The organism is Isoptericola sp. NPDC019571, from assembly GCF_044389385.1.
In the GTDB taxonomy this organism is placed as follows: domain Bacteria; phylum Actinomycetota; class Actinomycetes; order Actinomycetales; family Cellulomonadaceae; genus Isoptericola; species Isoptericola nanjingensis.
Genome location: NZ_JBIRXZ010000010.1, coordinates 18,741 through 32,866, shown reverse-complemented (window position 1 = coordinate 32,866; position 14,126 = coordinate 18,741). Strand labels below are relative to the sequence as shown.

At 75.2% G+C, this 14,126-nt stretch carries 14 protein-coding genes; 11 read left to right on the top strand and 3 right to left on the bottom strand.

What is annotated here, in order from left to right; all coding sequences use genetic code 11:
• Nucleotides 1–68 precede the first annotated feature (68 nt).
• Nucleotides 69–509: a TIGR03618 family F420-dependent PPOX class oxidoreductase gene (locus ACH443_RS16785; protein ID WP_430590948.1), complete on the bottom strand. Its 441-nt coding sequence runs from the start codon at nt 507–509 to the stop codon at nt 69–71.
• Nucleotides 510–694: 185 nt separating this feature from the next.
• Here ACH443_RS16785 and ACH443_RS16780 point away from each other — a divergent pair, with 185 nt between their 5' ends.
• From ACH443_RS16780 to ACH443_RS16770, 3 genes are all read left to right on the top strand, one after another.
• Nucleotides 695–2,137, top strand: coding sequence for a hypothetical protein (locus ACH443_RS16780; protein WP_430590947.1), 1,443 nt, complete (start codon nt 695–697; stop codon nt 2,135–2,137).
• A 97-nt stretch (nt 2,138–2,234) separates the two neighbouring features.
• On the top strand, nt 2,235–3,158 hold the full coding sequence (locus ACH443_RS16775) for a phosphotransferase (protein WP_430590946.1): 924 nt from the start codon (nt 2,235–2,237) through the stop codon (nt 3,156–3,158).
• 42 nt (nt 3,159–3,200) lie between these two features.
• Nucleotides 3,201–3,872, top strand: a complete 672-nt coding sequence (locus tag ACH443_RS16770; protein WP_429764505.1) for a DNA alkylation repair protein — start codon at nt 3,201–3,203, stop codon at nt 3,870–3,872.
• A 30-nt stretch (nt 3,873–3,902) separates the two neighbouring features.
• Here the strand turns inward: ACH443_RS16770 and ACH443_RS16765 are convergent, their stop codons facing one another.
• Nucleotides 3,903–4,595 (bottom strand): hypothetical protein, encoded by a 693-nt coding sequence (locus ACH443_RS16765; RefSeq protein WP_429764506.1) that lies wholly within the window; start codon nt 4,593–4,595, stop codon nt 3,903–3,905.
• Between the two features lie 175 nt (nt 4,596–4,770).
• Here ACH443_RS16765 and eno point away from each other — a divergent pair, with 175 nt between their 5' ends.
• The gene (gene eno, locus ACH443_RS16760) at nt 4,771–6,054 is read left to right on the top strand and encodes a phosphopyruvate hydratase (RefSeq protein ID WP_429764507.1); all 1,284 of its coding nucleotides are present in this window, start codon (nt 4,771–4,773) and stop codon (nt 6,052–6,054) included.
• Between the two features lie 237 nt (nt 6,055–6,291).
• On the top strand, nt 6,292–7,077 hold the full coding sequence (locus ACH443_RS16755) for a septum formation initiator family protein (protein WP_430590945.1): 786 nt from the start codon (nt 6,292–6,294) through the stop codon (nt 7,075–7,077).
• A gap of 21 nt (nt 7,078–7,098) precedes the next feature.
• Here ACH443_RS16755 and ACH443_RS16750 read toward each other — a convergent pair whose 3' ends face one another.
• Complete coding sequence (locus tag ACH443_RS16750; protein ID WP_430590944.1) at nt 7,099–7,902, bottom strand: IclR family transcriptional regulator; 804 nt, start codon at nt 7,900–7,902, stop codon at nt 7,099–7,101.
• A 71-nt stretch (nt 7,903–7,973) separates the two neighbouring features.
• Between ACH443_RS16750 and ACH443_RS16745 the strand changes: the two genes are divergently transcribed.
• The 6 genes from ACH443_RS16745 to ACH443_RS16720 all read left to right on the top strand — a co-directional run bounded on the left by ACH443_RS16745 (nt 7,974) and on the right by ACH443_RS16720 (nt 14,013).
• Nucleotides 7,974–9,053, top strand: a complete 1,080-nt coding sequence (locus ACH443_RS16745; RefSeq protein WP_430590943.1) for a 2-dehydro-3-deoxygalactonokinase — start codon at nt 7,974–7,976, stop codon at nt 9,051–9,053.
• A complete protein-coding gene (locus ACH443_RS16740; RefSeq protein WP_430590942.1) occupies nt 9,050–9,685 on the top strand; it encodes a 2-dehydro-3-deoxy-6-phosphogalactonate aldolase in 636 nt (211 codons plus the stop codon). The genes ACH443_RS16745 and ACH443_RS16740 overlap by 4 nt, the downstream gene beginning before the upstream one ends.
• Before the next feature lie 10 nt (nt 9,686–9,695).
• A complete protein-coding gene (gene dgoD / locus ACH443_RS16735; RefSeq protein WP_430590941.1) occupies nt 9,696–10,844 on the top strand; it encodes a galactonate dehydratase in 1,149 nt (382 codons plus the stop codon).
• Between the two features lie 90 nt (nt 10,845–10,934).
• Nucleotides 10,935–11,459, top strand: a complete 525-nt coding sequence (locus tag ACH443_RS16730) for a DUF501 domain-containing protein (protein ID WP_430590940.1) — start codon at nt 10,935–10,937, stop codon at nt 11,457–11,459.
• Nucleotides 11,460–11,504: 45 nt separating this feature from the next.
• Complete coding sequence (locus tag ACH443_RS16725; RefSeq protein ID WP_429764514.1) at nt 11,505–12,470, top strand: exopolyphosphatase; 966 nt, start codon at nt 11,505–11,507, stop codon at nt 12,468–12,470.
• Nucleotides 12,471–12,561: 91 nt separating this feature from the next.
• Complete coding sequence (locus ACH443_RS16720; protein ID WP_429764515.1) at nt 12,562–14,013, top strand: NAD(P)/FAD-dependent oxidoreductase; 1,452 nt, start codon at nt 12,562–12,564, stop codon at nt 14,011–14,013.
• Nucleotides 14,014–14,126: the final 113 nt, after the last annotated feature.

The window sequence follows — 14,126 nt, the reverse complement described above, 5'->3', positions numbered from 1 at the left end:
CCCGCCCGGCACAACCCCTCGTCGCAGCAGGAGGGCCAGCACGGCGGGCCTGGAGCCCGAGCGTCGCGTCAGCCGAAGGACCGCGCCGTCGCGTGCTCCACCTCGACGAGGACGGCCACGCGCTCCTCGCCGCGCGGGTAGTCGGCGCCGGTGTGCGCACGGGCGATCCTGTCGACGACGGCCCACCCGCTGTCGCCGTCGAGCACCCGCACCACGCGGCCACGCAGCATGGCCATCTCCCAGGGGCGCTCGGTGTGCGTCACGGACACGGCGACGCGCGGGTCGCGCTCCACGTTGCGCGCCTTCTGCGAGCGCGGGCCCGTGAGGAACGCGAGGAGGTCGCCCTCCCACGACACCCACAGCGGCACGCTGTGCGGCGAGCCGTCGGCCAGCAGCGTCGCCAGGTGCGCCACGTGGGGCTCGGCGACGAGGCGGCGGGCGGTCTCCGGCAGGTGGGCGGGGCCGGGCAGGGGGTCGGTCAGCGGGTCGGTCCCGGGTGCGGTCGTCATGGCGGGTCGACCTCCGCGGGGGCCGGGAATGATCGCTGGTGCCGCATCCGGGTGGATTTGCCGTCTCGCCAGGTGGCGAGCGGAATCCGTTCCTAGCATGAGGAGCGGACGGGCGCGGCGCGGGCTGGCCGCGCCCTCCGCGAGGCCCGCGACCGCGGGCCGGCAGGGCGACGGACGGGGACGCGATGAGCGGGACGACCGACGACGGGCGCGACGGCGCGGGGGCGCCGCAGGACGCGGCGGCGCGCCTGGCCGCGCTCGAGCGGGAGAACGCCGAGCTGCGCGCGCGGCTCGCGGCCGGCGGCCAGCCGGTGCTCGTCGCGGCCGCGCCGCCCGCGCCCCGCGAGCCGCGCCACCGGGGCCGGGCGGCGGCCGCCGTCGTCCTCGTCGTCCTCGGGGCGCTGCTCGCGCCGGTCGCCGTGGTCGCTGCCTGGGCCGAGCGCACCCTCACCGACACGGACCGGTACGTCGCGACGGTCGGGCCGATCGCCGCGGACCCCGCGATCCAGGGCGCCGTCGCCGGCCGGCTCACCGACGTCGTGATGGAGCAGATCGACGTCCAGGCGATCCTCGGGACGGTCGTCGACGGGCTGGAGCAGCGGGGCGTCGGGCCCCGCGCGACGGACGCGCTGACGCAGCTCGAGGGCCCGCTGACCAGCGGTGTCGAGTCCTTCGTGCGCCGCGCGGCCGACGGCGTCGTGACCAGCGACGCGTTCGAGGACGCCTGGGTGCAGGCCAACCGGGTGGCGCACCAGCAGCTCGTCGCGACGATGCGCGGCGAGGGCGGGGAGCTGCTGCAGATCGGGCAGGACGGCCAGCTCACCATCCAGCTCTCCGGGATGATCGACCTGCTCAAGCAGCGGCTCGTCGACCGGGGCCTGGGCGTCGCGGCGCGGATCCCGGAGGTGAACGCGACGTTCACGCTCCTGCAGACGTCGCAGCTGGTGCAGGTGCAGAACCGGTACGCGCAGGTGGTGGCGCTGGGGACGTGGCTGCCGTGGATCTCGCTCGGTCTGCTGGCTGCGGGCGTGCTCGTCGCGCGGCACAAGTCGCGCACCCTGGTCGTGGCGGGTCTGGCGCTCGCGGCCTCGATGGTGGTCCTGGCGATCGGCCTCGCGATCGGCCGGGGGATCTACCTCGACGCGCTCAAGGACGTGGTGCTGCGGCTCGACGCGGCCGAGGTGCTGTTCGACCAGGTCGTGTCGTTCCTGAGGGTCACGCTGCGGACGATCGGCGTGCTCGGACTCGTGGTCGCGATCGTCGCCTACCTGGGCGGGAGCAGCGCGTCGGCGCGGTCGCTGCGCGCGGGTGCGGGCCGCGGGTTCGCGCGGCTGCGCGACTACGGCGAGGGGCGCGGGGTGTCGACCGGGCCGGTGGGCGACTGGCTGGGCCGGTACCGCACCCTGGTCCGCGTGACGATCATCGTGATCGCGGCCCTGGTGCTCCTGCTCGCGGGCAGCCCCACGCCGGGGCTCATCATCGGTACGGCGCTGGTGGCGGGCGTCCTCATCGCGCTGCTGGAGCTCGTGGCACGTCCGCCTCGGCCCGGTGACGCCGCTGACGACGGCACCCCGGACGACACCACCACGCCGCCCGACGTCCCCGCCGCGGCGCAGCCCAGCCACTGACGGGGCGGCGGTCGGTGCGTGCCGACGTCGTGACGATCCGGTGCGGGGTCGTGGCGCCGCGCCGGTGCGGTCACCCGCGCCGCTAGCGTGACGCGGCGTGACCACCACCGACGTCGAGATCACCGCCGACCTGGTCCGGGACCTGCTGCGCGAGCAGCACCCGGACCTCGCCCACCTCCCCGTCCGCCTGGGCGCGTGCGGCTGGGACAACCAGCTCTGGCGGCTCGGCGACGACCTCGCCGTGCGGCTGCCGTGGGCCACGGGGTCGGCCGACGCGCTGCTGCGCAAGGAGCACGCGTGGCTGCCCCGGCTCGCCCCGGCCCTGCCGCTGCCGGTGCCCGTGCCGCAGCGGCTCGGCGAGCCGGGCGCGCTGTTCGGTCGACCCTGGATCGTCACGACGTGGGTGCCCGGCGAGCCCGCCGACCGTGCACCCGTCACGCGGCCGGAGTCGGCGGACGTCCTCGCGGCGTTCCTGTCCGCGCTGCACCGCCCGGCCCCGGACGGCGCGCCCACCGGCCGCGGCCGCGGCGGCCCGCTCGCGAACCACACCTCCGGGGTCGAGCACGGGCTCGGCGAGGTGGTCGAGCGCGGGCTCCTCGCGGACCCGGAGCCGGTGCGCGCCGTCTGGCACGACGCCGTCGACGCCCCCGCGTGGGACGGGCCGGCGGTCTGGCTGCACTCCGACCTGCACCCGGCCAACGTCGTCACCGCCGACGGCGCGCTGAGCGGCGTGATCGACTTCGGCGACCTGTGCGCCGACGACCCCGCCTACGACCTGGCCGGCGCGTGGCGGCTGCTGCCCGACGGCGCCGTCGAGCGCTTCCTCGCGGCCTACCGGGGACCGGACGGCCGCCCCGCCGACGACGCGACCCGACGTCGCGCCCGCGGGTGGGCGGCGGCCACCGCGCTGGGCGGGCTGCTCGTCGGCGACGCCGGCGACCACGGCCGCCCGGGCGGCAAGCCCACCTGGGGGCCGCCCGCCCGGGCGACCCTCGAGCGGCTGGTGGCCACTGCCGCCTGAGGGAGCCGGGCGGGCGCCGCCCCGGGTCCTTACCGTGGTCCCGTGGACCTCACCGCCGACGCCCTCGTCGCCGACCTGCACGCCGTCGCGGACCCGGCGGCGCACCCGAACCGGCACTACGCGGGCTCGGGCGAGGTGCTCGGCGTCCGGATGGGCACGCTGTTCGACGTGGCGAAGCGGTACGCCGCGATGCCGCTGGACCAGGTGCACCGCCTGCTCGACGAACCCGCGTACGAGCCCCGGCTCGCCGCGTTCTGCGTCCTCGACTTCGCCGTCCGGCGACCGCGCGTCACCGACGCCGAGCGGGAGGCGCGGTACCGCACGTACCTCGACCGGCACGACCGCATCGACACGTGGGACATGGTGGACCGGGCGGCGCCGCGCGTCGTCGGGGTCCACCTGCGCGACCGATCCCGCGAGCCGCTGTTCGACCTCGCCCGCTCGGACGACCCGCTGCGGCGCCGCACGGCGCTCACCGCGCCGCTCGCGTACACGCGGCCGCCGCACGCCGCGGGGATCGCCGACCTGCTCCGCCTCGTGGAGCTGCTGCACGCCGACCCCGACCCCGTGGTGCGCAAGCCCGTCGGCATCGCGCTCAAGCACGCGGGCGGGGCCGATCCCGCGGCCGTGCGCGCCTTCCTGGACCGGATGGGCGACGCGCTCGCGGCGTCCCTGCGGCGCGAGGCCCGCCAGAAGCTGCCCGACGAACGCTGACCGGTCGGTCGGCCGCCTCGGCCGACCGCGTCAGTCGCCCGCGGCCCGCCCCAGCTCGCCGGCGATGCGCTGCTCGAGCGCGTCGGTGGCGGCGTCCGGCAGCACGACGATCCCCTCGAGCTCCTTCATGGCCCGCCGGTACGCGGACTGCCGCTCGGCCTGCGACGACCCCTCGTCGTCGGCCATCGCCAGCAGCTTCTTCGCCCGGTCGAGGGCCTGCCGCTCCGCGGGGGAGAAGTCGGACGCGCGGCGCCGCTTCGCCTCCCGCTCCGCGACGTCGAAGCGGACCTGCATCTCGCGGACGGCGTCGCGGTAGCGGTCGAGGCGGCGGCGGTCGCGCAGCTCGTCCAGGTCGTCGGGGCGGAGGTCCTCCGCCGCCCGCCGGGCTCGGTGGAAGTCGACGGTCACCTGTTCGCGCATGTCCGACATCAGCGGGTACTCGAGGGACTTCACGGCGTCGAGCTCGTACGCCAGCCAGCGCTGCTGCGTCGCGTCGTGCGCGGCCACCGTGCGCTCGATCTCGCTGGTCAGGGCCTCCTCGTCGGCCTGCTCGGCCGGGGCGGCGGGCTGCGGGGCGCCGTGCTTGATGCGGTACATCTCGAGCTTGTCCTGGCGCCGCTGCCGGTCCCAGCTCGAGATGCTCCGGGCGGCGCCGCCCACGGCGGGCCCGACGAAGAAGATCAGCCACCAGTAGGAGCCGAGGAAGTCCCAGACGCTGTCCACGGGGTCCACGCTATCGGCGCGGCCGTGCCCGCAGGGTGGTCGAGGGAGCCGCCGGGTGGACGCCGGTCTAGGCTGGGCGGGTCAACCCAGCACCGTCGCGGGCGTCAGCGGCCCCGGGCACTCGCCTGAGCGTGGTCGCGCGGTCGCCCGCGGACCCCCGTCTGAAGGAGCACCCGTGGCAAGCATCGAAGCCGTTGGAGCACGCGAGATCCTCGACTCGCGCGGCAACCCCACCGTCGAGGTGGAGATCGCGCTGGACGACGGCACCTTCGCCCGCGCCGCGGTCCCGTCGGGCGCCTCGACCGGCGCGTTCGAGGCCGTCGAGCGCCGTGACGGCGACAAGGGGCGCTACCTGGGCAAGGGCGTCGAGGGCGCGGTCAACGCCGTCATCGACGACATCGCCCCCGAGCTCATCGGCTACGACGCCGAGGAGCAGCGCATCATCGACCAGACCCTCATCGAGCTGGACGGCACCCCGAACAAGGGCAAGCTGGGCGCCAACGCGATCCTCGGCGTCTCGCTCGCCGTCGCGAAGGCCGCCGCGAAGTCGGCCGGCCTGGACCTGTTCCGCTACGTCGGCGGCCCGAACGCGCACGTGCTGCCCGTGCCGATGATGAACATCATCAACGGCGGGTCGCACGCCGACTCGACGGTGGACTTCCAGGAGTTCATGATCGCGCCGATCGGTGCGCCGACCTTCAAGGAGGCCCTGCGCACGGGCACCGAGGTCTACCACGCCCTCAAGAGCGTGCTGAAGGGCAAGGGCTTCTCCACGGGCCTCGGCGACGAGGGCGGGTTCGCCCCCGACCTGCCGTCGAACTCCGCCGCCCTGGACCTCATCGTCGAGGCGATCGAGAAGGCGGGCTTCACGCCGGGCTCCGACGTCGCCATCGCGATGGACGTCGCCGCGACCGAGTTCTTCAAGGACGGGGCGTACCACTTCAAGAACGGCGAGGTGCACTCGACCGAGGACATGATCAAGCTCTACGAGGGCCTGGTCGCGAACTACCCGATCGTCTCCATCGAGGACCCGCTGTCCGAGGACGAGTGGGGCGCCTGGACGCAGTTCGTCTCCGAGGTCGGCGACAAGGTGCAGGTCGTCGGCGACGACCTGTTCGTCACCAACCCCGAGCGCCTCGCCCGCGGCATCGAGGAGAAGGCCGCCAACTCGCTGCTGGTCAAGCTCAACCAGATCGGCACGCTCACCGAGACGCTCGACGCCGTCACGCTCGCGCAGCGCAACGGCTTCACGACGATGACCTCGCACCGCTCCGGCGAGACCGAGGACACCACCATCGCCGACCTGTCCGTCGCGACCAACGCCGGCCAGATCAAGACCGGCGCCACCGCCCGCGGCGAGCGCATCAACAAGTACAACCAGCTCCTGCGCATCGAGGAGGCGCTGGACGACGCCGGTCGTTACGCCGGCCGTTCGGCCTTCCCGCGCTTCCAGGGCTGACACCCCGGACGCTGCACGACGACGGCCGGTCGCTCCCCTCGGGGGCGGCCGGCCGTCGTCGTCCCACGAGGTGGTACGCACCGCGCCGAGGTAGTACGCATCTCCGCGAGGTAGTACTACCTCGCGGAGATGCGTACTACCCCCCGGGGAGACTCGGTGCCGCCTCGGAGGGTCGTCCTCGCGGGCGCGCCGACGACGGTCCCGGGCGAGGGCGGTGCGGCTCGGCAGAATCGGGGCGTGCCTGCCCGTCGCCCGACCTCGCCCGCCGCCCGCCGTCCGGCGTCGCGGCCCTCGGGGGCGCGCGGCGGTTCCGCGCGGCCCACGACGACGTCGAACGCGTCGGTGGGAACCAAGCCCAAGGCCCCGGCGAAGGGCACGGGCAAGAGCGCCGGCGCGAAGGGCACGTCGAAGGGTGCGTCCCAGGGCTCCGGCAAGGGCTCCGGCGCGGGCACGGCGAGCACGCGGCGCGGGTCGCGTCGTCCGGCAGGGCCGGCGCGCGAGGACCGGCGGCGCAGCCGCTACGGGCTCGTGCTGCCGGAGGTGCTCACCGTCCGGCTCATCGTGCTGTCGGTGGTGGTGCTGCTCGCGGTGGTGCTCCTGCTGCCCACGGTGCGCGGCGCGGTGACGCAGGCGCACGAGCTGGACCGGCTGCGCACGGAGCTGGCCCAGAACCGGGCCGAGCGCGACCGGCTGGAGGTGGAGCTCGGCCGCTGGGAGGACCGGTCGTACGTCGAGGAGCAGGCGCGGTCGCGCCTCAGCTTCGTCATGCCGGCCGACAGGGTGTGGCGTGTCGTCGACCCCGACGCGGCGGGGGACGACGACGTCGACCCGGTGACGGGCGAGGCCGTGGGCTCCGGGCCGGTGGGGACGTCCACGGGGCCGAGCGTGCCCTGGTACCAGTCGGTCTGGGAGTCGGTGCGGGTGGCCGACGGACCGGCCACCACGGACGACGGCACGGGCGACGACGCCACGGGCGACGAGCCGGGGCCCGGCGGTTCCCCCAGCCCGTCGTCGGGAGGCTGACCCGCGCCGGCGGGCCGTGGGTCAGCGGCCGCCCGGCCGGTGGCCGAGCCCGGCCGCGACGGTGGCGGCGGTGTCGAGGACGACGGGCACGAGCGACTCCACCCGCGCGGGCGGCATGTACGGACGGGTGGCGGCGACGCTCACGGCGGCGACGATCGCGCCGGACGCGTCGCGCACGGGCGCTGCGACGCAGAGGATGCCGGGCTCGTTCTCCTCCAGGTCGAACGCGACCCCACGACGGGCGGACGCCTCCATGACGGCGACGAACTCGTCGGGCGTGAGCACGTCGGCCGCCGGCCCCTCCGGCGCTACCCCGCCGACGCGCCGCTCGGCGACGAACTGCTCGCGCCACCGGTCGGGGCGGTCGAGCAGCAGGGCCTTGCCCACCCCGGTGCGCGTGAGCGGCATCCGGTGCCCGACCCGGGAGCGCATCTCCGCGCCGCGGGTGCCCGGGATCTTGTCGAGGTAGAGCACCTGGCCGCGGTCCTCGACGGCGAGGTGCACGGTGTCGGAAACGCGGGCCGCGAGCGCCCGGAGCGGCCCGGGGGCGACGTCGGCGACCGGGTTCTCCTGCAGCGCCTGGTAGCCGAGCTCGATGAGCGCCGGGCCGAGCGCGTACCGGCCGTCCTCGAGCCGGCGCACGTACCCGGTGGCGAGCAAGAGCTGCAGCAGACGGTGGGCGGTGCTGCGGCCGATGCCGGTGTCGGCGGCGATGTCGCGCAGGCGGCCGTGCCCGCGTGCGACGGCGTCGACGACGGCGATGCCGCGGGCCAGCGTCTGCGTGCCCGAGGGCGCGGGGGACTCCGGGGGGAGGGGCAGGCTCACGACGACGAGGCTATCCCGATAATAGGGACGCAGTTCTCGTCATCGGGAACTGCTGCCTACCGTTCACGACCATGGCCGATGACGTACCCGAACGCGACGCCGCGCTCGTCGCCCTCGACTGGGGCACCTCCAGCTTCCGGGGCTGGCTCCTGGACGCCGCCGGCGGGGTCCTCGACGAGGTGCGCACGGACGACGGCACCCTCCTCTGCTCCGCGGGCGCCGGCTCCGCGCCGGACCGCGCCGCCGCCTTCGAGCGCACGTTCGTGCGCCTGTGCGGGTCCTGGCTCGACCGCCGCCCCGGCCTGCCCGTGCTGGCCGCGGGGATGGTGGGCTCCAACCACGGGTGGGCCGACGCGGGGTACCTCGACGTGCCGGCGGCGCTCCCGCGGCTCGCCGACCACCTCACGCCCGTGCCGGTGACCGGGACCGACGTCGGCACCGTCGTGCACCTGGTGCCGGGCCTTCGGGTCGTCGGGCCGGACCCCGACGTCCTGCGCGGGGAGGAGGTGCAGCTGCTCGGCGCGCTGGAGGAGGCCCGGGAGGAGGGCGGCGCGGCGCTCGCCACGGCGGTGCTGCCCGGCACCCACTCCAAGTGGGTGCACCTCGACGGCGACCTGGTCACGGGCTTCAGCACGGTCATGACCGGCGAGCTGTACGCCCTCCTGCTGCGCGACAGCATCCTGGCCCGCCTCGCCGACGGCGGCCCCGACGACGGTGCTGACGACGTCCCCGGGCCCAGCTCGTGGGCGGTGTTCGACCGCGGGCTCGACGCCGAGGCGCGGCGCGGGGACGAGCGCGGGCTGGCGGCGCTGCTGTTCACGGCGCGCACCCTCGTCATGGCGGGCATGCTCCGGCCGGCCGAGGTGGCGGACTACGTCTCGGGCCTCCTCGTCGGGTCCGAGGTGCGGCACGCGCTGCGCGCCGACCCGGCCCCGCGCGTCACGGTGTGCGCCTCCCGCGCGACCGCGCGTCGCTACGACCGGGCGCTCGGGCGCCACGGCGCCGCCGCGCGCGTCGCCGGCCAGGACGTGGCGGTGCGCGGCCTGTGGCGCGTCGCCCGCGACGCCGGGCTCGTGGCCGCACCCGGCCCCGGGGCCCGGGGCCGCCACCACGCCACCACCCCGTCCCGCACCGAGGAAGGACTCTCATGACGCACCGACCCGTCGGCCTCGTCGCCATCCTGCGCGGAGTGACGCCGCCCGAGGCCGTCGACGTCGCGGCCGCCGTCCTCGGGGCGGGGTTCGACGCCGTCGAGGTGCCGCTCAACTCTCCCGACCCGCTGGCGTCGGTCCGCCGCATCCGCGAGGCCGCCGGCCCGGACGCGCGGGTCGGGGCGGGCACCGTGCTCACCCCCGACGACGTGCGCCGAGCTGCCGACGCCGGGGCGTCGCTCGTCGTGTCGCCGAACACGAGGCCCGACGTCGTCGCGGAGACGGTGCGGCTCGGGCTGGAGAGCTACCCGGGGGCGGCCACGCCCACCGAGGCGTTCGCCGCGCTCGACGCCGGGGCCACCGCCGTCAAGCTCTTCCCGGCCGCCGCGGTCGGCGTCGCGGGCCTGCGGGCCTGGGCGAGCGTGCTGCCCGCCGGCACAGCGCTCGTCCCCGTGGGCGGGGTCGACGCCACGACCCTCGGCGAGTGGGCCCGCGCAGGTGCAGCCGGCGCGGGCCTGGGCACCTCGCTGTACCGGCCGGGCGACACCGCGGAGACGGTCGCGGTGCGCGCCGCCGAGCTCGTCCGCGTCTGGGCCGAGCACACGAACCACTCACCGCGCGTCGCACGCTGAAAGGGAAGCCGTGAAGATCACGTCGCTGACGACGTTCGCCGTCCCGCCCCGCTGGCTGTTCCTCAAGATCGAGACGGACGAGGGGATCGTCGGCTGGGGAGAGCCCGTCCTGGAGGGGCGCGCCGCCACCGTCGCGGCCGCCGTCGAGGAGCTGTCCGACTACCTGGTGGGCAAGGACCCCCGGCAGATCGAGGACCACTGGACCGTGCTGTACCGCTCCGGCTTCTACCGGGGCGGCGGCGTCCACATGAGCGCGCTGGCCGGCATCGACCAGGCGCTGTGGGACATCAAGGGCAAGGCCCTCGGGGTGCCCGTGCACGAGCTGCTGGGCGGGCGCGTGCGCGACCGCATCAAGGTGTACTCGTGGATCGGCGGCGACCGGCCGGCCGAGACCGCGGCGGCCGCGGTCGAGGCCGTCGGCCGCGGCTTCTCCGCCGTGAAGATGAACGGCCCCGAGGAGCTGCAGTACCTCGACACCCGGGACAAGGTGGAACGGGTCGTCGCCAACGTCGCCGCCGTCCGCGAGGCCGTCGGGCCCGACGTCGGCATCGGCGTCGACTTCCACGGACGCGTGCACCGCCCGATGGCGCGGGTCCTCCTCGAGGCGCTGGAGCCGTACCACCTGATGTTCGTCGAGGAGCCGGTGCTGTCCGAGCACGTCGACGGCATCGCGGACGTGCTGCGCGCCTCGAGCACGCCGATCGCGCTGGGGGAGCGCCTGTACTCGCGGTGGGACTTCAAGGACGTCATCACGTCCGGCGTCGTCGACGTCATCCAGCCCGACCTCTCGCACGCCGGTGGCATCACCGAGGTCCGCAAGATCGCGGCGATGGCCGAGGCGTACGACGTCGCCGTCGCCCCGCACTGCCCGCTCGGGCCGATCGCGCTCGCCGCCTGCCTGCAGCTCGACGCCGTCACCTACAACGCGGTGATCCAGGAGCAGAGCCTGGGCATCCACTACAACACCTCCAACGACCTGCTCGACTACGTCGTCGACCCGTCCGTCTTCGCCTACTCCGACGGGTCGGTCGAGATCCCGCGCGGCCCCGGCCTCGGCATCGAGGTGGACGAGGACTACGTGCGCGAGCGGGCCGCCGTCGGGCACCGGTGGCGCAACCCCGTGTGGCGGCACGCGGACGGCTCGTTCGCGGAGTGGTGAGCGGACGCACCCCGGCAGCGGCGCCGGCGGCGGAGCGCCCGGGGGAGAATGGGTGCTGCCCCGCCCGCGAACGCCCCGAGGACCGCCCCTATGACCGACCACTCCGCCCCCGTCGGCGACGCCGACCCGACCGTGGTCACCGACCGCGACCTCGAGGTGCTCGCCGAGCAGCTCGGCCGTGAGCCGCGCGGCGTCGTCGGCATCGCCGCCCGCTGCGTGTGCGGTCGCCCGCTCGTCGTGCGCACCGCGCCGCGGCTGCCCGACGGCACGCCGTTCCCGACCACGTACTACCTCACCCACCCGGGGGCGGTCGCCGCCGCGTCGCGGCTGGAGGCGGACGGCGTGATGAAGGAGATGACGGCGCGCCTCGCCGAGGACGAGGAGCTGGCGGCCGCGTACCGCCGGGCGCACGAGCACTACCTCGCCCGGCGCGCCGAGCTCGGGCGGGTCGACGAGATCGAGGGCATCTCCGCCGGCGGCATGCCCACGCGCGTCAAGTGCGTGCACGTGCTCATGGGGCACGCGCTGGCCGCCGGGCCCGGGGTCAACCCGCTCGGCGACGAGGCGCTCGCCCTCGTCCGCGACCAGTGGCGGCCCGACCGCTGCACCTGCTGACGTCCGGCAGGCGGGCCGTCGGTGTCGGATGAGACAGTGTCGCCCGTGACAGAGAGCTCCACCCGCGCGACGCGGGTCGCCGCGATCGACTGCGGCACCAACTCCATCCGCCTCCTGGTCGCCGACGTCGGCCCCGGCGGCACGCTCACCGAGATCGACCGGCAGCTGCGCATCGTGCGGCTCGGGCAGGGCGTGGACCGCACCGGCGAGCTCGCCCCGGAGGCGCTCGCGCGCACGCTCGAGGCGTCGCGCGACTACGCGAGGGTCATCAGCGAGGCGGGCGCCACGCGCGTGCGCTTCGTCGCGACGTCGGCCACGCGCGACGCGCGCAACCGGCGGGAGTTCTTCGACGGCGTCCGCGCGGCGCTGGGCGTCGACGCCGAGGTGGCCTCGGGCCGCGAGGAGGCGGAGCTGTCGTTCCGCGGAGCGACCGCGGGCGTCGCCGCGCAGCACCCCGGGCCGTACCTGGTGGTGGACCTCGGCGGCGGCTCGACCGAGCTGGTGCTCGGCACGACGACGCCGGAGGCCGCCCTCTCGCTCGACGTCGGGTCGGTGCGGATGACGGAGCGCCACCTGCACTCCGACCCGCCCGCGCCGGCCGAGGTGGAGGCCGCGCGCGCCGACGTGCGCGCCGCGCTCGACGACGCCGCCCGCACCGTGCCGTTCGGCCGGACCACGACGCTCGTCGGGCTCGCCGGTTCGGTGACGTCGGTGACCGCGCACGTCCTGGGGCTCACGGAGTACCGGCGCGATGCCGTGCACGGCGCCGTCCTCGGCGTCGACCGGGTGCTCGCCGCGTGCGACGACCTGCTGCACCGCACTCGCGAGCAGCGCCTCGCCCTCGGGTTCATGCACCCCGGTCGCGCGGACGTCATCGGCGCGGGCGCGCTGGTCTGGTCCGAGGTCGTGCGGCGGGTGCGCGACGACGTCGCCGCCGCGGGCGGCACGCTGACCGACGTCGTGACCAGCGAGAGCGACATCCTCGACGGCATCGCCCTCTCGCTCGTGTGACCCGTGCGGCCTGACCTGCGCGAAAGCTGCCGGGGGTCGCAGGGTGGACGGCCCGACTGCGTGCCCCCGGCGCGGTCGTAGAATGGTGTTCATGCCTCAGAACGTTCTGTCGTCGGACACCTCTGTCCAGGACGCGCCCGCCGCGGCCCCGCGGCCCCGCAAGGTGCCCCGCATCGTCGTCCTCGGCGGTGGTTCCGTCGGTCTCTACGCGGCGCGTCGTCTGCGCCGCAAGCTCGGCAAGCAGGACGCGGCGATCGTCGTCGTCGACCCGCGGCCGTACATGACCTACGCGCCGTTCCTGCCGGAGGCCGGCGCGGGCTCGATCGACGCCCGCGACGTCGTCGCCCCGCACCGCAAGGCCCTCAAGGGCATCGACGTGCTGCAGGGCCTGGTCAACCACATCGACCACGCCGGGCACAAGATCACGATCCACCCCGAGGAGGGGCCGGACTACGAGGTCTCGTACGACCAGCTCGTCGTCGGCCTCGGCTCCGTCTCCCGCACGCTGCCCATCCCGGGCCTCGCGGAGAACGCGATCGGCTTCAAGAACGTGGAGGAGGCCATCGCGGTCCGCAACCACGTGCTCAACCGCATGGACGTCGCCTCGTCCACGTGGGACGCGGACGCGCGCAAGCGCATGCTGACGTTCACGTTCGTCGGCGGCGGCTTCGCCGGCATCGAGGCGCTGGCCGAGATCGAGGACATGGCGCGGTACGCCACGCGCAACTACCCGACGATCGACGCCGAGGACCTGCGTTTCGTCATGATCGAGGGCTCGGGCCGCATCCTCCCCGAGGTCTCCGAGCCCATGGGCCTGTGGGCGCTCGACGAGATGAAGAAGCGCGGCATCGAGTTCCACCTCAACACGTTCCTGTCGTCCTGCGTGGACGGGCACGTCGTCACCTCGACGGGCGTCGAGTTCGACACCGAGACGATCGTGTGGACCGCCGGCGTCAAGGCGAACCCGGTCATCAAGGAGGAGTCGGACCTCCCGTTCGACCGGATGGGCCGCGTCATCGTCAAGCCCACCCTGCAGGTCGCGACGGAGGACGGCGAGATCGTCCCCGACGCCTGGGCCGCGGGCGACTGCGCCGCCGTGCCGGACGTGCTCAACCCCGGCCAGTTCTGCCCGCCGAACGCGCAGCACGCGATCCGCGAGGCGACGAAGCTCGCCGACAACCTGGTCGCCGTCCTCAAGGGCCAGCAGCCCGAGGACTACGCGCACAAGAGCGTCGGCGTCGTCGCGTCCCTCGGCCTGTACAAGGGCGTCGCGGAGCTGTTCGGCTTCCTCAAGCTGCGCGGCCCGCTCGCGTGGCTCGCGCACCGCGGCTACCACGTCATGGCGATGCCGACCGGCAACCGCAAGGTGCGCATCCTCATCGGCTGGGTCGGCCAGTTCCTCATGGGGCGCGAGATCGTGTCCCTCGGCTCCCTGCACGACCCGCGCGACGAGTTCCGCAAGGCCTCCGTGCCGCCGAAGCAGCCCGGCGAGAAGGTGGAGCAGAAGGCCGAGTCGTCGGCCGCACGCGCCGAGAAGGGCTGAACTTCCCCCGCCGAGATAGAGAGGGGGGGGGGGGGGGGGGGGGTGGGGGGGCGGCCCCGGGGGCGGGGCGGGGGGAGACCCCGAAAAGAGCGTGGGCTGCCCCCGAAAAAAGG